20 protein-coding genes and 1 riboswitch are annotated in these 18,145 nt (G+C 67.9%); of the genes, 12 read left to right on the forward strand and 8 right to left on the reverse strand.

The features are described from left to right. Positions 1–16: 16 nt before the first annotated feature. The 7 genes from gcvH (at position 17) to ABZ382_RS06435 (ending at position 7,098) form a co-directional block, all read left to right on the forward strand. Positions 17–415: a glycine cleavage system protein GcvH gene (gene gcvH / locus ABZ382_RS06405; RefSeq protein ID WP_357085010.1), complete on the forward strand. Its 399-nt coding sequence runs from the start codon at positions 17–19 to the stop codon at positions 413–415. 186 nt (positions 416–601) lie between these two features. Beyond that, complete coding sequence (gene garA, locus ABZ382_RS06410; RefSeq protein WP_213555026.1) at positions 602–1,069, forward strand: glycogen accumulation regulator GarA; 468 nt, start codon at positions 602–604, stop codon at positions 1,067–1,069. Between the two features lie 44 nt (positions 1,070–1,113). Beyond that, on the forward strand, positions 1,114–1,899 hold the full coding sequence (locus ABZ382_RS06415; RefSeq protein ID WP_357085015.1) for a MerR family transcriptional regulator: 786 nt from the start codon (positions 1,114–1,116) through the stop codon (positions 1,897–1,899). 67 nt (positions 1,900–1,966) lie between these two features. After that, on the forward strand, positions 1,967–2,440 hold the full coding sequence (locus ABZ382_RS06420; protein ID WP_040807814.1) for a bifunctional nuclease family protein: 474 nt from the start codon (positions 1,967–1,969) through the stop codon (positions 2,438–2,440). A gap of 205 nt (positions 2,441–2,645) precedes the next feature. Next, positions 2,646–3,212 (forward strand): MerR family transcriptional regulator, encoded by a 567-nt coding sequence (locus ABZ382_RS06425; RefSeq protein WP_357085017.1) that lies wholly within the window; start codon positions 2,646–2,648, stop codon positions 3,210–3,212. A 51-nt stretch (positions 3,213–3,263) separates the two neighbouring features. Further along, positions 3,264–3,359, forward strand: a riboswitch (glycine riboswitch). A 127-nt stretch (positions 3,360–3,486) separates the two neighbouring features. Beyond that, positions 3,487–6,366, forward strand: coding sequence for an aminomethyl-transferring glycine dehydrogenase (gcvP, locus tag ABZ382_RS06430; protein ID WP_357085019.1), 2,880 nt, complete (start codon positions 3,487–3,489; stop codon positions 6,364–6,366). Positions 6,367–6,603: 237 nt separating this feature from the next. After that, positions 6,604–7,098: a hemerythrin domain-containing protein gene (locus tag ABZ382_RS06435; protein WP_357085021.1), complete on the forward strand. Its 495-nt coding sequence runs from the start codon at positions 6,604–6,606 to the stop codon at positions 7,096–7,098. A 69-nt stretch (positions 7,099–7,167) separates the two neighbouring features. Here the strand turns inward: ABZ382_RS06435 and ABZ382_RS06440 are convergent, their stop codons facing one another. The 4 genes from ABZ382_RS06440 to ABZ382_RS06455 all read right to left on the reverse strand — a co-directional run bounded on the left by ABZ382_RS06440 (position 7,168) and on the right by ABZ382_RS06455 (position 10,324). Continuing rightward, complete coding sequence (locus tag ABZ382_RS06440) at positions 7,168–7,578, reverse strand: hypothetical protein (RefSeq protein ID WP_357085023.1); 411 nt, start codon at positions 7,576–7,578, stop codon at positions 7,168–7,170. 89 nt (positions 7,579–7,667) lie between these two features. Next, entirely contained in the window at positions 7,668–9,269 is a 1,602-nt protein-coding gene (locus tag ABZ382_RS06445) for a hypothetical protein (protein WP_357085025.1), read from the reverse strand. Between the two features lie 185 nt (positions 9,270–9,454). Further along, the gene (locus ABZ382_RS06450; protein WP_357085027.1) at positions 9,455–9,721 is read right to left on the reverse strand and encodes a WhiB family transcriptional regulator; all 267 of its coding nucleotides are present in this window, start codon (positions 9,719–9,721) and stop codon (positions 9,455–9,457) included. Between the two features lie 57 nt (positions 9,722–9,778). Continuing rightward, positions 9,779–10,324 (reverse strand): HNH endonuclease, encoded by a 546-nt coding sequence (locus ABZ382_RS06455; RefSeq protein ID WP_357085029.1) that lies wholly within the window; start codon positions 10,322–10,324, stop codon positions 9,779–9,781. A gap of 271 nt (positions 10,325–10,595) precedes the next feature. On the opposite strand from ABZ382_RS06455, the gene ABZ382_RS06460 reads away from it, so the two are divergent. After that, complete coding sequence (locus ABZ382_RS06460) at positions 10,596–11,408, forward strand: amidohydrolase family protein (protein ID WP_357085031.1); 813 nt, start codon at positions 10,596–10,598, stop codon at positions 11,406–11,408. A gap of 25 nt (positions 11,409–11,433) precedes the next feature. Here ABZ382_RS06460 and ABZ382_RS06465 read toward each other — a convergent pair whose 3' ends face one another. From ABZ382_RS06465 to ABZ382_RS06475, 3 genes are all read right to left on the reverse strand, one after another. After that, positions 11,434–12,012, reverse strand: a complete 579-nt coding sequence (locus ABZ382_RS06465) for a hypothetical protein (protein WP_357085033.1) — start codon at positions 12,010–12,012, stop codon at positions 11,434–11,436. A 28-nt stretch (positions 12,013–12,040) separates the two neighbouring features. Further along, positions 12,041–12,355: a hypothetical protein gene (locus ABZ382_RS06470; protein ID WP_357085035.1), complete on the reverse strand. Its 315-nt coding sequence runs from the start codon at positions 12,353–12,355 to the stop codon at positions 12,041–12,043. 273 nt (positions 12,356–12,628) lie between these two features. Beyond that, complete coding sequence (locus ABZ382_RS06475; protein ID WP_357085036.1) at positions 12,629–13,846, reverse strand: cytochrome P450; 1,218 nt, start codon at positions 13,844–13,846, stop codon at positions 12,629–12,631. A 101-nt stretch (positions 13,847–13,947) separates the two neighbouring features. On the opposite strand from ABZ382_RS06475, the gene ABZ382_RS06480 reads away from it, so the two are divergent. The 3 genes from ABZ382_RS06480 to ABZ382_RS06490 are packed head-to-tail and all read left to right on the forward strand — an operon-like array spanning position 13,948 to position 15,553. After that, the gene (locus tag ABZ382_RS06480) at positions 13,948–14,373 is read left to right on the forward strand and encodes a hypothetical protein (RefSeq protein WP_357085038.1); all 426 of its coding nucleotides are present in this window, start codon (positions 13,948–13,950) and stop codon (positions 14,371–14,373) included. Beyond that, entirely contained in the window at positions 14,367–14,594 is a 228-nt protein-coding gene (locus tag ABZ382_RS06485) for a helix-turn-helix transcriptional regulator (protein WP_357085040.1), read from the forward strand. The genes ABZ382_RS06480 and ABZ382_RS06485 overlap by 7 nt, the downstream gene beginning before the upstream one ends. Continuing rightward, complete coding sequence (locus ABZ382_RS06490; protein ID WP_357085041.1) at positions 14,591–15,553, forward strand: NAD(P)-dependent alcohol dehydrogenase; 963 nt, start codon at positions 14,591–14,593, stop codon at positions 15,551–15,553. The genes ABZ382_RS06485 and ABZ382_RS06490 overlap by 4 nt, the downstream gene beginning before the upstream one ends. 40 nt (positions 15,554–15,593) lie before the next feature. On the opposite strand, the gene ABZ382_RS06495 is transcribed toward ABZ382_RS06490, so the two are convergent. Beyond that, positions 15,594–16,250, reverse strand: a complete 657-nt coding sequence (locus ABZ382_RS06495; RefSeq protein WP_357085043.1) for a TetR/AcrR family transcriptional regulator — start codon at positions 16,248–16,250, stop codon at positions 15,594–15,596. Positions 16,251–16,339: 89 nt separating this feature from the next. Between ABZ382_RS06495 and ABZ382_RS06500 the strand changes: the two genes are divergently transcribed. Continuing rightward, positions 16,340–17,842, forward strand: coding sequence for an MFS transporter (locus tag ABZ382_RS06500; RefSeq protein WP_357085045.1), 1,503 nt, complete (start codon positions 16,340–16,342; stop codon positions 17,840–17,842). The last annotated feature ends 303 nt before the right edge of the window (positions 17,843–18,145 follow it).

The raw sequence follows: 18,145 nt of genomic DNA on the forward strand, positions 1-18,145 counted from the left end.
TGAAAGGACACTGCCAGTGACCGCAGTACCCGAGGATTTGCGCTACTCCGAGGAGCACGAGTGGGTGAGCAAGGTGGGTCCGACCCGGGTGCGGGTGGGCATCACCGATTACGCGCAGTCGCAGTTGGGTGACGTCGTGTTCGTGCAGCTGCCCGCGGTGGACTCCGAGGTGAAGTCCGGCGACAGCATCGCCGAGATCGAATCCACCAAGAGCGTGTCCGACATCTACGCGCCGCTGTCGGGCAAAGTCGTTGCGGTGAACGAGCTTCTGGACGCCGAGCCCGAGACGGTCAACTCCGACGCCTACGGCGACGGCTGGCTGTTCGACCTCGAGGCGGACTCCGCCGAAGCCCTCGACGCGGCGCTCGGCAAGCTCCTCGATGCCGCAGGTTATCAAGGAGTTATCGGAGGCTGAAGCAGCCTTCACAGTTCTACCTGCACGGGTACGCCCTGGCAGGGTACGGTCAATGCCAACAGAAGTGCGCGCAGCCGGTGCCCGGAATTTCCGGAACCCACCCGAGGCGGGGAGCGGCCGGAGCGCCGCATCGCTGAGGGCATCAATTGCTTGCATGGATTATTCGGTTCGAGGAGGAGAGCAAGGGTGAGCGAGAACAAGGACCCGGGTTACCAGGAAACGGCAGCAGAGACCACTTCGGTGTTCCGTGCCGACTTCCTGAACGAGGTCGACACGTCGCGCACCGAGCAGACCGGCGAGCAGCCGGTGCAGGGGGTGGAGGGTCTGCCCGCGGGCGCGGCCCTGCTGGTGGTCAAGCGTGGTCCGAACGCTGGTTCGCGCTTCCTGCTCGACCAGCCGACCACCTCGGCGGGACGCCATCCCGACAGCGACATCTTCCTGGACGATGTCACGGTCAGCCGTCGCCACGCGGAATTCCGCCAGGACGACGACACCTTCCAGGTCGTCGACGTGGGCAGCCTCAACGGCACCTACGTCAACCGTGAGCCGGTGGACTCCTCGGAGCTGCAGAACGGCGACGAGGTCCAGATCGGCAAGTTCCGCCTGGTCTTCCTGACGGGTCCGCGACCGGCGACGAGCGACTCGGCGCTATAGGGCCGAGCGGAATGACTGGCGCAGCGCAGTGGACGCGCGGAGGCATGTCGATCGGCTCCGTGCTGGATCTCCTGCGTCCGGATTTTCCGGACATCACCATCTCCAAGATCCGATTCCTGGAATCGGAGGGCCTGATCAGCCCGGAGCGCACGCCCTCGGGATACCGCCGCTTCCATGTGGCGGATGTCGAGCGCCTGCGCTTCGTGCTGACCGCGCAGCGGGACCAGTACCTGCCGTTGAAGGTGATCAAGGAACAGCTCGAAGCGATCGACAGTGGGGCGGCGACGCTCGGAGTCCGGGAAGCACGGGCCCGGGCGAACGCCGTGGGAGGCATCGTGCCCGAATCCCGGGGCATCCCGGAAACCCCGGATGCGTTGTCCGCCAACGGGGGCGGCCGGCTGCGCCGGTTGAACGCCGTGCCCGGTGAGGTGTCGCCCGAGGAACTCCGGTTCGATCATGAAATCCGGATCACCCGGGCGGATCTGCTCGACCAGGCCGGCATCGACGAGAAGTTCCTCACCGAACTGATCCGGGCCAACCTGATCACCCCCGGCGCCGCCGGGTACTTCGACGGCGATGCCGTCACGCTCGCTCGCACCGCCAAGGCGCTGAGCGAATTCGGTTTGGAGGCAAGGCATCTGCGCGCGTTCAAGCTGGCCGCGGACCGTGAGGCCGCCATGGTGGCCCAGATCGCCGCGCCGATCGCCAAGAGCCGCGACGCCGATGCCCGTGCTCGCGCCGAGGAGACGGTCCGGGAATTGGCCGCGTTGTCGCTGACGCTGCACACCTGCCTCGTGAAGACCTCGGTGCGCGCTTCCCTCGGCGGCTGAATTCTTCGCCTAGACTCGGTAATACAGCCGGGTTGGGCGGCCTGGTGAGGATCTGGGAGGCAGTGCGATGAGCGAAATGCGTGTGATCGGCATCCGTGTCGAACAGCCACAGAATCAGCCCGTGCTGCTGCTGCGTGAGGTGTCCGGGGACCGGTACCTGCCGATCTGGATCGGGCAGGCCGAAGCCACCGCGATCGTGCTGGAGCAGGAGGGCGTCACGCCCATCCGCCCGCTCACCCACGACCTGATCAAGATCCTGATCAAGGAGCTGGGCCACACCCTCAAAGAGGTGCGGATCGTGGATCTGCAGGAGGGCACCTTCTACGCCGACCTGGTCTTCGAGAACGATCTGCGCATCTCCGCGCGGCCCTCGGATTCGGTCGCCATCGCGTTGCGGGTGGGCTGCCCGATCTATGCCGAGGAGCCGGTGCTCGAGGAGGCCGGACTGGTCATGCCCGACGAGCGCGAGGACGAAGTCGAGAAGTTCAAGGAGTTTCTCGAATCGGTATCGCCGGATGATTTCAAGGCCACGGACAGCTGACCAACTCGTGACCGGGCAAAGCATCCGAAATGAGACATTTCCTAGTCTCTACCTCAGCTTTAGGGTGAGAAACACGCGCTCGGCCATGCTTTAACGGTGCCGATTTTGCGGCCACAATCAGGGGAGTAGCCTCGATTGTTAGGCCAACGCTCCAGAGTCGATCAAGAGCCCAGCCCTGATAGGCGCGCAGTAAGGGAGTAAGTCAGTGGGAGATCAACCGCAACCTCGGGATGTGGTGCAGCCAGGGCTGTTCCCCGATGACACTGTGCCCGACGAACTCGTCGGTTACCGCGTGCCCAGCGCGTGCCAGGTGGCCGGAATCACTTACCGGCAGCTCGACTATTGGGCCCGCACCGGACTGGTCGTCCCCTCCATCCGCAGCGCCACCGGATCCGGCAGCCAGCGGCTGTACTCGTTCAAGGACATCCTGGTCCTCAAGATCGTCAAGCGGCTGCTCGACGCGGGTATCTCGCTACAGAACATCCGCATCGCCGTGGACCATCTGCGCAGCCGCGGTGTCGAGGATCTCGCCGGAATCACCCTGTTCAGCGACGGGACCACGGTCTACGAATGCTCCTCCGCCGAAGAGGTGGTCGATTTACTGCAGGGTGGCCAGGGCGTGTTCGGCATCGCGGTGAGCGGCGCCATGCGCGAGCTCACCGGAGCGATCGCCAACTTCCCGGCCGAGCGCGCGGAGACCGCGTCCGCCATGGATCGCCCCGAGGACGAGCTCTCGTTCCGGCGTAAGGCGCGGATGAGCAAGACCGGTTAGTCCGGTCGGCAACATTCTTGTAACCTGCGGCCGCTTAGACTGACAGTGCGTCGCAGCCGTGCGGGAGAGTTCCGGGGATAGTCTCGGACGCCGAAGGAGCAGCACCTCCCCGTCAATCTCTCAGGCACAAGGGACCGTGCGGAGTTTCGACGCCTCTGGAAAGTGATGGCCGCGTGCCGTCCGCCCATGGTGAAAGGTCACCGGTCGCCAGGCCGGAGTCCGAATCTCTCAGGCATCGAGGACAGAGGGGGAGGGCAGACGACACGTCGACCCCATGGTCGACCCCCGCCCACCCCTTGGAGCAGCCGTGATCTGGACTCGATCCTTCGCCGACCGCCACATCGGCCCCGACAGCGGCGAAACCGGCCGCATCCTCGAGACCGTGGGCGTCGAGTCGCTGGACGAACTCGCCACCAGGGCCGTGCCCGCCAGCATCCTGGACGCCCCCGAGGGCAATGGCCTCACCGTGCTGCCCGACGCCGTCTCCGAACACGACGCGCTGGCCGAGCTTGCGGCACTGGCCAATTCGAACACCGTCGCCACCTCCATGATCGGGCTCGGGTACTACGACACCCTCACCCCGCCGGTGCTGCTGCGCAACCTCGTCGAGAACCCGGCCTGGTACACCGCCTACACCCCCTACCAGCCCGAGATCAGCCAGGGCCGCCTCGAAGCGCTGCTCAACTTCCAGACCATGGTCGGCGATCTCACCGGCATGGAGGTCGCCAACGCGTCCATGCTCGACGAGGCCACCGCCGCCGCCGAGGCCATGACCCTGCTGCAGCGGGCCAACCGCAAGTCCAAGTCGGAGCGGCTGCTCATCGACACCGATCTGTTCCCGCAGACCCGCACCCTGCTCTACACCCGCGCCGAGCCGCTGGGCATCGAGATCGTGGAGGCCGACCTGGCCGACGGCGGGCTGCCCGAGGGCGACTTCTTCGGCGTCATCGTGCAGCAGCCGGGCGCGTCCGGCCGGATCGTGGACTGGGCCCCGGTCATCGAGGCCGCCCACGAGCGCGGCGCGCTGGTCGCGGTGGGCGCGGACCTGCTCGCGCTGACCCTCATCACCCCGCCCGGCGAGCAGGGCGCGGACGCCTGCTTCGGCACCACCCAGCGCTTCGGCGTGCCGCTGGGCTTCGGCGGGCCGCATGCGGGCTACCTGGCCGTGCACACCGCGCACGCGCGGCAGCTGCCCGGCCGTCTGGTCGGCGTGTCCGTCGACGCCGACGGCAATCTGGCCTACCGGCTCGCGCTGCAGACCCGTGAGCAGCACATCCGCCGCGAGAAGGCGACCTCCAACATCTGCACCGCGCAGGTGCTGCTGGCCATCCTGGCCGGCATGTACGCCTCCTACCACGGCGCGGACGGGCTGCGGTCGATCGCGCGCCGCGTGCACGGGCACGCACAGTGGCTGGCTGCCGGCCTCGGCGACGCGGTCGTGCACCAGACCTACTTCGACACCGTCCTGGTGAACGTGCCCGGCGGGGCGGAATCCATCGTGGCCAAGGCGAAGGGCGAGGGCATCAACCTGCGTCTCGTCGACGCCGACCATGTGGCCATCGCCTGCGACGAGGTCACTACCGACACCCACGTGGTCGCGGTGCTCGACTGCTTCGGCGCGGAGGTTCCGGTCGGCCCCGAGGGCGCGCTGTTCCACGGCAAGCAGCGCCCGCACATCGAGGTCCGCACCTCCGAGTACCTGACCGCGCCCGCGTTCACCAAGTACCGCACCGAGACCGCCATGCTGCGCTACCTGCGCGCGCTCTCGGACAAGGACATCGCGTTGGACCGCAGCATGATTCCGCTCGGCTCCTGCACCATGAAGCTCAACGCGGCCGCCGAGATGGAGGCCATCACCTGGCCCGGCTTCAACCGGGTGCACCCGTACGCGCCGGTCGAGGACGCGCCCGGCCTGATCAAGCTGATCGAGGACCTCGAGGGCTGGCTGTGCGCGGTCACCGGCTACGACCGGGTTTCCTTGCAGCCCAACGCCGGTAGCCAGGGCGAGTACGCGGGCCTGCTCGCGATCCGCCGCTACCACCTGGATCGTGGTGACTCCCACCGGGATACGTGCCTGATCCCGTCCAGCGCGCACGGCACCAACGCCGCCTCCGCGGCCATGGTCGGCATGCGGGTGGAGATCGTGAAGACCAGCCCCAACGGCGACATCGACCTCGACGACCTGCGCGCCAAGATCGCGGACCACGCCGAGCGCCTGGCCTGCATCATGATCACCTACCCGTCCACGCACGGCGTGTACGAGCACGAGGTGGCCGAGCTGTGCAACCTGGTGCACGAGGCGGGCGGTCAGGTGTACGTCGACGGCGCGAACCTCAACGCCCTGGTCGGCCTGGCCCGTCCGGGCAAATTCGGCGGCGACGTCAGCCACCTGAACCTGCACAAGACCTTCTGCATCCCGCACGGCGGCGGCGGTCCCGGTGTCGGCCCGGTCGCGGTGCGCGAGCACCTGGCCCAGTACCTGCCCGGCGACCCGCTGGTGAAGGGCTCGCACGCGGTGTCGGCGGCCATGTACGGTTCGGCGTCGATCCTCCCGATCACCTGGGCCTACATCCGCATGATGGGCGCCGACGGCCTGCGCCGCGCCACCCTCACCGCCATCGCCTCGGCCAATTACATTGCGCGCAAGCTGGACCCGCACTTCCCGGTCCTCTACACCGGCGACAACGGCATGGTCGCCCACGAGTGCATCCTCGACCTGCGCGAGATCACCAAGCGCACCGGCGTCACCGTCGACGACGTCGCCAAGCGCCTGGCCGACTACGGCTTCCACGCCCCCACCATGAGCTTCCCCGTCGCGGGCACCCTCATGGTGGAGCCCACCGAGAGCGAGAACCTCGAAGAGCTCGACGCTTTCATCGAGGCCATGATCGCCATCAAGGGCGAGATCGACCAGGTCGAAGCCGGTGTCTGGCCCGTCGAGGACAACCCGCTGCGCGGCGCCCCCCACACCGCCGAGTGCCTGGTCGGCGACTGGAACCACCCCTACACCCGCGAAACCGCCGTCTACCCGATGGGCGTCAAGCACACCCGCGCCAAGGTCTGGCCGTCCGTCCGCCGCATCGACGGCGCCTACGGCGACCGCAACCTGGTCTGCTCCTGCCCGCCGATGGATTCGTACATCGACGCGGAGTGATCCGTCCCAGCTGAACAGGTAAGCGCCCCATCGGTTTTCCGGAACCGGTGGGGCGCTTGTCGTTTCGGTACGATGGGGCTCGTGTCGCGTGACGACGCCAGGTGGACGGCGTTCGGCATGGAGGCACCGCAATTCCAGGAGGCAGCCATGGGTCCACTTCTCCCGCCCTGCTGATCTGCGGCTCGCGCCCGCTCGTGGCGCGGATTCGTTCCTCCACATCGACTTTGGGAGACCCCTGTGTCCACCGATCGCACTCGCGTGCGCGCCCTCGGGCGTGAACTCATCGACACTCACAACTGGCTGCGCGGCGAACTGAAGCGTGTCGCCGGCGAGCTCGACGAGCATCGAGAAGACAACCCTGTTCGTCCGCTTCGTGAGCTGCGCGGCCACTGCCTGGCGTTCTGTCGTGCGCTGACCAATCACCACACGAACGAGGACGAGACGGCATTTCCGGTGCTGGCCCAGCGCTTTCCGGAGCTGGCGCCGGTGCTCGCCGAGCTCGGTGCCGACCATCGGCTGGTCGCCGAGATCCTGACCAGGATGACCAGCCTGCTGACCGATGTCACCGTCGACAATCTGGTGGCGGTGCGGGGCGAGGTCGCGGGTTTGTCCGCGATTCTCGAATCCCATTTCCAGTGGGAGGAACGCCGTATCACGGCCGCTCTCGACGAGCTTTCCGCTGCCGATCACACCGGCAGGGAACTGTTCGGCACCGCGGCGCGGGACAGCTGAACGGGCAAGCGCCCCATCGGTTCACGGAACCGATGGGGCGCTCGTCGTTGTGGCGCAGGGTGAAAGGGGTCAGGCGGAGGCCGGCTTGTAGGTGGAGATCGCCCAGATCACCACGACGTCGAGGGCGATGATGAGCAGCGACCAGGCCGGGTAGTAGGGGATCCAGAGGAAGTTCTCCACGATGGACAGCGCCGCCAGCACGAGGGCGGCGGTGCGGCCCCAGGTGGAGCCCTTCAACAGGCCGATCGACACGATGATCTGGACGATGCCGACGCCGATGTGGATCCAGCCCCAGCCGGTGGTGTTCATCTTGTAGATGTAGTCGTAGCCGACGACCAGCAGGTCGTCCGAGGCCACCGCGGAAATGCCCTGCAGGACCGAGAGCACGCCGATGACGAGCAGCAGAATGCCGGCGGCGATGGTCGTTCCGGCGGCCAGGCCCTGCTTCAATGTGGGTTCGGGACCCGTACTGTGTGTCATCCGCCGAATATGCCACGAGTTTGCTGGCGGACCCGGACATTTCGGCCTTGTGTTGCCGTGCTGTTGCCCGGCCGGATCCGCCCGCTCGGTCAGGGAGTGGTCAGCGCCTGCGAGACGGCCGTGCCGAACGGCAGATCCGCGGTGGTGTTGACCTTGGTGTACGTGCCGCCGGTGCGCTGGGTGAGGGTTTGCAGGGTCTGGGTGCCCGCGCCGCCGACCACGATCACGTCGATGCGCACCGGATGCGCCGGATCGGTCGCGGCGGCGATATCGGCGAGCAGCTGGTCACCGGTGACGGGGGAGTCGTCCTCGGGGCCGTCGGTGATGAGCAGGATCGAATTGGTGCGGGCGGCGGCGTAGTTGGCGAGCACACTCTTGTAGGCCGCCTCCAGGGTGGGGTAGGTGCGGTCCTGCTTGGACTGGCTCGCGGTCACCGTGGTCAGGCCCTGAGCGAGGGCGGTGCGCTGGGCGTCGGTCAGCGGCGCGGTCGGGGTCAGCACCTTGTGCGCGTTCGCGCCGTCGAGGTTCTTGGAGTACTCCCACACGCCGAGCCCGAACTCCGGCGGCATCACGGTCATCGTGGACGACAACGCGGCCACGGCATTGCCGAGCCGGGTGCCGAAGCCCTCGGCGGTGGACATGGAGGAGGAGACGTCGAGCAGGACGGTCGCCTGCACGCCCAGCACCGGGTGGGCCAGGATCTGATTCACCTTGTCCAGGACGGCTTTCGACGGCGCCTTCGTGGCCGCGGGGGCGGCCGCGCCGAAACCGTTGTCGGTGAACAGTTTCGACTGGTCGGGCGCGCGCAGGAAGTCGGAGAACAGGCCCGCGATGAGGTTCTGGGTCTGGTCGACCCAGGGGCCGGTGAGCTGTGCGGCGGGGAAGTCGGCCACCGGGCCCGCATTGTCGGGACGGTAGGCGGTCAGTCCCGCGTGGGCGCGAATCTGCTGTTCGGTGGCGGGCACGGCGTGCACCGCCCCGGCGGCATCGGCCGCGCCGGCCAGATCGGCGAGCGCACTCGAAGCGTCCTTCACGGCGGGCGCGCTCGCGGCCAGACCGGAGATCGCGGAGACGACCTGTCCGGTGGCGACCGCCTTCTCGTCGAGCGGATCGGTACCGGAGACGCCCGACCCGACCGCGGCCGCGACGGCGACCGTCGGGTCACCGGCGGGCATGGCCAGACGCAGCTTGCCCCACGCGGGCAGCCCGGCATCGGCCAGCGAACCGGTCTGCAGCCTGGCCAGATCCGCCCAGTGCACCTTCGCGGTGTCGAGGGCGTTGCGCAGTTCCTCGGGCACGGCCAGCACCACCGGGCTCACCGCGACCGGGGCCGGCGTACCCGCGATCAAACCCGGCACCCGCATCTGCTCGATCGACCGCGAGGACTGCGGAATCCAGAGCGCGGGCTGCGGCCCCAAGGCCGGGTCCCACTTGTTCGCGACGAACGCCGCCACCATCGCCGCCGACGGCTGTGCGGTCACCGCCACCTGCGCGCAGTGATCGCGAACATGCGGCGCGGTGGCGTTGAACCGATCCGCGGCGGCCTTGACCGGCGTCAGAATGTCCGGATCGACGGTCACCGCCAGTGTGGCGGTCCCCTCCACGCACGACGACGCGGCCCGGCTGTCCTTCTCCTTCGACCGATTCGACAACCAGGCCCAGCCGACGACCGCCAGCGCTAAGACAATCACCGCGACGACTGCGATAACCGGTCCTTTGCTGACACCTCGTGACCCGCCCGCGGCGCGATGAGTACCCACGAGCGCCCATCCTATGTTGACGCCCAGCACCCCACCTGTTCCAGCCGGTAACGCCCATCCCGACCGGCACGAAAACGGGCGGCCACCCCGCTGTCCGAGGTGACCGCCCGTGCTACCTAGTCGCGGATCATCTTGCCGCGGTCGTACTCGTGCCCACCCCAGACGCCGGACTGGCCGGTGCGGGCCGCGAAGTCACCGCAGTCGCGGCGGATCGGGCAACCCGCGCAGATGCCGCGGGCGTAGTCGAAGTCCTGCGACGGGTACGGGAACCACGCCTCGTGGTTCGGGTCACCCTTGCAGGCCGCGCGCGCCCAGTAGTCCTTCGAGTCGGAGATGGGGAGCAGATCCGCCAGGGTCTGCTCCTGCAGTGCAGTGTTCGTCATCGGATCTCGCTCCTTTCATGTCCGATCACGCGTGATGGCCGTCTGTCGTTCCTCGAGTCAGGAAGCCGCCAGTTCCTTCCAGATCTGGCGCTGGGCCCGCTCTCTGTCATTGGGGGCCTTGGGCTCCCACAGCAGGCGCATGCCGGCCTCCGCGGGAGTCCGGTCCGCCTTGTACGTATTGCAGGGACCGCACGCGGCGATGAGGTTGGCCCAGGTATTGGGCCCGCCCCTCGACCGCGGGCGGATGTGGTCCACGGTGCGGGCCCAGCCGGAGCAGTACCCGCAGCGGTACCGGTCGCGGCGCAGCACCGCCGGGAGGGTGGCGCGGCTGTCGTCGTCGTGCGTCAGGATCCGGTGCTCGAGGTAGATGTAGCGGGTGAGCCGGATGGTCTCCGGCAGCGCCACCTCCACGTGCCGCGAGCGGATGGGGAAGTGCGGCTGCCGTTCGGCGACGGTCTCGGCGGCCCCGCCGAGCAGCAGCACCACCGCGCGCTCGGCGCGGATCGTGGTCAGCGCCTCGTAGGAGGCGTTGAGCAGCAGCACTCCGGCGTGTATCCAATTGTCGGTGGTTATCTCCGGGTCTTCGGCATGACGGAACAGCATGGGGGTCACCATGTTTCGTGAAAGGGATCGAACAGGAAAAGGGGGTCGGCCGGTTATGAATGGGCCCGGAGACGGCCGAAGCCCCGGTACTGTTCGTCGATACTCGGATTCAAAGCCGTCTCCCCCTTCCTGCTGGTCACGACCGTATCGGTCGGCTGATCTTCGATGAATCACATGGTGGCACAACGACGCTGCGTTGTCGGCTGATTTTTTCCGCCCCTGGTGCATGGAGAACGATCCGCGACGGCCGTTTGTTCCCCACACTGGAAACGTGACGATCGACGCTTGGGCTCAACATCCGACGGAGCGTTTTCTCGCGCGTGACATCTTCGATTCGCTGCGGCGGTGGACCGGGGGAGTGATTCCCACCGGTGAGATCCCGTTGAAGGCGACGCTGGCGGCCATGGACGCGGGCGGCGTCGACCGGGCGCTCATCTCGGCGTGGTGCGCGCCGGAGGGCGCGCTCATCTCCAATGACGAGGTCGCCGCGTGGGTGGCCGAGGCCCCGGACCGCCTGACCGCCGTGGCCTCGGTGGACCTGCGCAAGCCCATGGAATCGGTGCGCGAGCTGCGGCATCGCGTGCGCGACGAGGGCTTCGCGGCGGTCCGCGTGCTGCCGTGGCTGTGGGAGGTGCCGCCGACCGACGCCCGCTTCTACCCGCTCTACGCCGCCTGCGTGGACCTCGGGATCCCGTTCTGCACGCAGGTCGGGCACACCGGTCCGTTGCGGCCCTCGGAGCCGGGCCGCCCGATTCCCTATATCGACCGCGTCGCCCTGGACTTCCCGGAGCTGACCATCGTGTGTGGTCACGTCGGCTATCCGTGGACCGAGGAGATGATCGCGGTGGCGCGCAAACACGAGAACGTGGTGATCGACACCTCGGCCTACACCACGAAAAGGCTGCCGCCCGAACTCGTCTCGTATCTGAAGTCCGCGAGCGGGCGGCGCAAGGTGCTGTTCGGCACCAACTATCCGATGATCCTGCCCCAGCACGCTCTCGACGGTCTGGACGCGCTGGGCCTGGACGACGAGACCCGCGAGCTGTACCTGGACGGCAACGCGCGCCGCGTCTTCGGGCTCTGACGCGGCGCGCGGGGGTCGTGCACTATCAGGCGGCGGGTGCCGGACCGGCCACCGAGCCGTGGGTCCCGGTGTGCTGGGGCAGCTCCTCGTCGAGTGGAATCCAGTCCTCGTGCCGCTGCGAGATCCGCCCGCCGGAGACGGCGATGGCCGTGGCGGCGAGGTCGACGGCCAGGGTGGCGTCGTCCTCGTCCATGGCCAGGATCGACAGGCTCAGCGGTTGCGCGGTCAGGCTCGGTCCCGGCGTCGGAGCCAGCGGGTCGGTGGTCGCGGCCGCCGGGCAGCCGGTGGACAGCATGATCGCGGCGGCCAGGAATTCGACCGGGGTGGCCGCGGCCAGCCGCGCGCCCTGGGCCGCCGCGCTGATCAGGCTGTGCGGCGTCGGAAGTCCCTGCGGCAACGGCAGAGCGGGGACCGCGCCCCAGCGGTGCAGCGGCGGGAACATGTCGAAGTCGGAGCGGCCCAGCCAGCGGCGGTGGCACAGGAGGGCGAGCCGCTCGGCGGTATCGCGCAATCGGGTCTGCTCGGCTTGGAAGCTGAGCGTGATCCGCCGGCAGGGCAGCAGCGCGATCGGACGGGGAACGGAAGGAACAACGACTACGTTCATGAGGCAGCTCGTTCTCTTCGCGGCGGGATCAACCCTGCACGTCGGCCGGCATCGGGGTCGTGCGGCTGCGGCGCCAGGCCGCGCCGAGGGACAGCGCCGAGACGGCGAACATCGCCGTCAGGATCAGCGTCGTGAAGAACAGCGTCACGCTGGCCTCGAGACTGCGGTTGCTGCGGTACCAGATCGCGATGGCCGCCAGAACGGGACCGCTGGTCAGGAGTGCCGGTATCAAAGACAGCAAACCAATAGCAATTAATACCGATTGTGGTGGGGCTTGCTTGACCGCGTCGAGCCACGCGGCGAAGCGCGGGCTTTCTTTCAGCGGCGTTGCTGTCCCGACCATTCTTGCGACACCTCCACATCGTCCGAAAATGCGGTCCCACCAGTACGGCCTGAGTGACGTTAGCGCATCGAACGGTTTCGGAAGGTGAAGTTTTATCGAAAGGTGACCACTCGGTTTGTTCTGTCGCGAATGGACCGCGACGTTTTCTCGCCCGGCCTCGTCATTCGCCACTCATTAGCTATGGACGACCGACCAGTTTTGTGACGCTCGTCGCTTCGGCGATGGGCGAGTCGCGCGGAAATCCCCGATCCGCGCGGCCGCCTATGGACGCCTTCAGAGCTGGACGGGAAGCTCCTTCAGCCCGTGCATGAGCGTGCTCGGATGCCATTCCAGCTCCTGTGCCGGACGCGCCAGACGCAGATCCGGGAATCGGGAGAGCAAGGCCGAGAAGGCGACTCGCGCTTCCAGGCGGGCCAGGGGAGCGCCGACGCAGAAATGGATGCCGTGGCCGAAGGCCAGATGGCCGCCGGTGTCACGGGTCGGGTCCAAGGCGTCGGGTTCCCCGTAGCGCTCGGGGTCGCGGTTGGCGGCGGGGAGCGCGACGAAGACGAATTCCCCTGCGGGGATGTCGGTTCCGGCGATGGTGACCGGTTCGGCCGTGTGGCGGACGGTGCTCATGTTCACCGGTCCGTCGAAGCGCAGGAACTCCTCGATGGCGGCCGGAATCGCCTCCGGATCGGTCTGCAAGGCGCGCAACTGTTCCGGGTTGCGCAGCAGCGCGAGGGTGCCGTTGGCGATCAGGTTCACGGTGGTGTCGTGGCCCGCGATCAACAGCAGCGTGGCCATTCCGACCAGTTCGGTCTCGGTCAGGGTGTCCCCGTCGTCGGCCGGAAGCGCCAGCGCCGACAGCAGATCCGATTCGGGCCGTTCCCGTTTCGCCCGCACCAGCCCGGTCAGGTAGTCCGCCATGGCCGCCGCGGCCCCGGCCCGATTCTCCTCCAGCCCCGCCACCGCGACGAGCGCCCGGGTCCACTCCTGGAAATCGTCGCGATCCCCGAGCGGCACCCCCAGCAACTCGCAGATCACCGTGATCGGCAGCGGTTCCGCGAACTCGTGCAGCAGATCCACTTCGTCCCGGCCCGCCAGCGCGTCCAGCAGCCCGTCGGTGATCTCCTCGATCCGAGGCGCCAACTCGGCGACCCGTCGCGGCGTGAACGCCCGGGTCACCAGCTTCCGCAACCGGGTGTGCCCCGGCGGATCGGTGCTCAGCATGTGGGTCAGCACCGCCAGCTGCTTCGGATCCGACGGCGGCACACCGCGTTTCCGGCTGAGCAGCTCGTCGTTGACCGCCGCCGCCTTGTGCAACCGCGGATCGTTCAACGCGGCCCGCCCCGCCGCGTAGTCCAGCACGACCCACCGCACGATCCCGTCCGGGAATCGCACCTGCCGCACCGGACCGTCCTCGCGCCAGCGACGGTAGTGGGTGTGCGGGTCGGCGAAGAATTCCGGACCGAGCGATTCGATACGGTCCAGGGCTTCGAGATCGGCCATGGTCCCGACAGTAGCCGATGGAATCGATTGCGGCGAAGGTGATTTCGACGTCAATGTAAAGAAAACTATACATTGTGTCGTGATTTCTTTACACTGATCGCGTGCCCTATGAGGAGAAGCGAACCTGGATCCTGGGTGTCGTGGCCGTCGTCTCGTACGCGATCTACCTGATCGTCATGCTGGTGCGGGCGCGGCACACGGCGCTGGTCGAGGTCGCCTATGTCGCGCCGATGCTGTGGGCGATCGGGGGTTCCATCGCGGCCTCGATCGTGGCTGCCATCGCCGTCGCCATCGGATCCCGCGATCGCGACCGGCGCGATCAGCGCGACCGTGAAATCGACCTGCGCGGGACGCATGTCGGCCAAGCATTCGTCGTTCTCGGCGCCATCGCGGCGCTGGTGCTGGCCCTGGTCGACAGTGACACCTTCTGGATCGCCAATGTCATCTACCTCGGATTCACGCTGTCCGCGGTCGTCGGCGCGGCCGCCAAGCTGGAGGCCTATCGGCGGGGGATGCGGCCATGGTGAAACCCACGAAGGTCACCAACAACATTCGCGCCCTGCGGTTCTCCCACGGCGAGATGACCCAGGCCGAGCTGGCCGACCGGCTCGGCGTGACCCGCCAGACCGTCAACGCCATCGAACAAGGCAAGTACTCGCCATCGCTGGAGACGGCGTTCCAGATCGCCCGGGTATTCCGCGCACCGCTGGACGAGGTCTTCGAATATCCGGAAGAGGATGAGTCGTGAAAGCCATCACCCAGGACGTCTACGGCACCGTCGATGTGTTGTCCTACACCGACATTCCCACCCCGCAGATCAGGCCGGGCGGGGTACTCGTCCGGGTCCGTGCCGCGGGTGTGGACCCCAGTGTCTGGCACATGATGACCGGCGAACCGCTGGTCGCCCGGCTGGCGCTGGGCCCCGGCAAACCCCGGGAGCGGGTACGCGGCTGGGACGTCGCGGGCATCGTGGAAGCGGTCGGCCCGCAGGTCACCGCATTCGAGCCCGGTGACGAGGTATTCGGGACGGTCCCCGGTTCGTTCGCCGAATTCGCCGCCGCTCCCGCGGCCAAGCTCCAACCCAAGCCCGCCGACCTGAGCTTCGAACAGGCTGCGGCGCTGCCGATCTCGGGTACGACCGCGCTCACCGGTTTGCGCGACGCGGGCCGCATCGAGGCGGGTCAGCGCGTGCTGATCATCGGCGCCTCCGGCGGTGTCGGTCATCTGGCGGTCCAGCTGGCCAAGCACGACGGCGCCGAGGTGACCGGTGTCTGCTCGGGCGCGTCCGCCGCCTTCGTCACCGGGCTCGGCGCGGATCATGTCATCGACTACCGGACCGAAAAGCTCAGCGGCCGTTACGATCTCATCCTCGATATGGCCGGTAACCGCCCGCTGGCGGTGCTGCGCGACCTGCTCACCGAGACCGGCACCCTGGTCCTCGGCGGCGGTGAGGGCGGCGGCCGCTTCTTCGGCGGCCTCGGTCGTTCGGTGCGCGCTGAGCTGCTCTCGCCCTTCGTGCGCCAGCGCCTGCGCGCCCTGCTGGCCCTGCCCAAACCCGAAGCCATGGTCACGCTCGCCGAACTCGCGACCGCGGGCGCGGTCGTCCCGCACATCGACCGCACCTACGCCCTGTCCGAAGCGCCCGCCGCCATCACCCACCTGGCCGCCGGCCACTCACGCGGCAAATCGGTCATCGTGGTGAGCTGACTCGGAAACGCCTGATCGGCGCGGGCATCTAGCAGCCGAGTCAGTCCAGGCGGCCGTAGATCAGGCGCAGAATCGCTTCGGTGAGGTCGTCCAGGCCGCGGGTCACCTGGTCCGGGGGCGCCGCGGACAACTGCGACAGCCGGCCGTCGCGCATCAGGGTGACGAGAGTCGCCAGCGTTGCCGAGTCGATGCCCCCGGGCGCGAGGCCTGCCGCGCGGTCGCGCTCGATCTTGGCGGCCAACGCGCTGGTGAATCGGTTCTGGATGGTGGCGATGAATTCCGTCAGCGGCGGGTAGTTGTTGTCGTAACCCTCCAGTGAACAGACCAGGATCGTGCTGTTGTCGTGCCAGATCGCGGCCGTCCCCGCGAGTTGGGTGCGCAGCAGTTCGCGCTGCGGGCCGGTGGACGGCAGCCAGACGTGGGTCTTGGCGTAGCCGTCGCTCACGTCCTCCATCAGACGCGCGAGAACCGCGTGTTTGGACGGGAAGTAGAAGTAGAAGCTGGTGCGCGAAATGCCTGTCGCGGTGGTGATGTCGTCGACGGTCAGGTTGGCCATCGGCTTCGTGGTCAGTAGCCGGCGGGTCGCGTCGAGGATCTCGGCCTCGCGCTGATCGCCCTTCGACACGGCGCCGCGGCGGCGCAGACCCTCGGTCGTGACTCGGGTCTGGTTCACCTTGCGTCCGCCCTGCTGCACCATGCGTACACCCTATTCGAGCTCCATTCCTGCAATGGACGTGGCGTCTATCATAATCGACACTGTGTCGATTACGTCGTAGGGTTTCACGAATGACCTCCCCGCTCGAGCATCGGCGTTCCGCCTCGCCGACCGCGATCGTGCTGACCATGGCCAGCACCGTGTTTCTGCTGGCCATGGCCCAGACCCTGCCCGTGCCCGCGCTGCCGCAGATCGGCCTGCAGCTCGGTGTCTCGGCGACCACCGTCGGATGGGTCACGACCGCGACCATGCTGGCCGCCTCGGCGCTGACGCCACTGCTCGGGCGATTGGGTGATGTCTACGGACACAAGCCGGTCATCCTGGCGACGCTGGTGGTGACGCTGGCCGGCAGCCTGATCGCGGCCTCGGCGCACAGCATCGATCTGCTCATCGCCGGAAGGGCCTTGCAGGGAGCCAGTTTCGGTCTGTTCCCGCTGGCCATCAGCGTGCTGCGCCATGAACTTCCCGCCGAGCGCCTGACCGGGGCACTGGCCGTCACCGCCTCGACGCTGGGCGTGGGTAGCGGTGTCGCGCTGGTGGCCACGGGTCTGCTGACGCAGGGCGGCGCGGACTACCGCCGCATCTTCTGGCTGTGTGTCGTGCTGACGGTGGCGGTGCTGGCGTTGGCGTTCTTCACCTTGCCGCGGCGCGCGGGCCAGGGCGGCCGCGTCGATTACGTGGGCGCCGCTGTCCTCGGTGTCGGTCTGGTCTGCCTGTTGCTGCCGATTTCCCAAGGTCACGAATGGGGTTGGGGCAGTGCCCGCGTGATCGGACTGTTCATCGCGTCGGTGGTCGTGCTGGCCGGGTTCCTGCTGCTCCAGTCCAAGCTGCGTTCACCGCTGGTGGCGACCACGTTGCTGGCGTACCGCCCGGTCGCGGTCACCAATATGGCCAGCTTCTGCGTCGGTTTCGCGATGTTCAGCGTGTTCCTCGGGGCGACCTACTTCGTGGCCACGCCTCGCGCGCTGGCCGGCTTCGGTTTCGACGCCTCCGTGCTGCGCACCAGCGTGGCCTTCATGCTGCCGGGTGCGGTGGTCTCGGTGGTGATGGGCCCGATCGCCGGCCGCCTGGTCGGGCGGATCGGCGCACGCTACGTCCTGCTGCTCGCCAGCGTCATCGGCCTGTTCGCGCTCACCGCACTGGCGGCGCTGCACACGAACAGCGCGGAAGTCGTTGTCGCGCTGATCGTCGCGAACGCGGCCATCGCGATCGCCTACGCCGCCATGCCCGCACTCCTGGTCGCCAATGTGGCACCGCACGAGACCGGCATCGCCAACTCGATCAACTCGATCATGCGCACCGTCGGTGGTGCGATCGGCAGCGCCCTGGTCGTCACCATCCTCACCAGCGACACCCTCGGCCACGCCCTGCCCAACGGCGCGGTGATCGCGCTCCCGGTCGAAGGCGCCTACCGCATCGCCTTCCTGACGGGCGCGGCCTTCTTCGCGGTGGCGGCGCTGCTGGCCGGATTCGGCCTCGGCCGCACCGGCCGCCGCCTGACCCCGCACGAGGTCGAGGAGGACGTCGCCTTGGCTTCCGCCGGCGAATTCGCCACCGCTTCCGCCACCCTCTGACCCGAAAACGCCCGAACCCCTCCGCCGTTCGTACGGTGGAGGGGTTCGCGCTGTTGTCGTCCGCGCGGTCTTACAGCGGGATCGGGCCCGCCGAGCCCGAGGTGAACCACGACACGGTCGCGTTGACGTGGGTCAGGATGACATTGACGATCTCGAGTACAGCAGAACCCATCGGTGAATCCTCATGGTCGGGGTGTTGGACGCTGCGCAGCGTATCCGACCGGGTCCGAAACGAGGAATCCCCGGCCGATGGTGATCGACCGGGGATTCCCTTGCGGCTCAACCTGAGTCGGAGCCCGAAGC

The sequence above is a fragment of the Nocardia sp. NPDC005825 genome, from assembly GCF_040630175.1.
In the GTDB taxonomy this organism is placed as follows: Bacteria; Actinomycetota; Actinomycetes; order Mycobacteriales; family Mycobacteriaceae; genus Nocardia.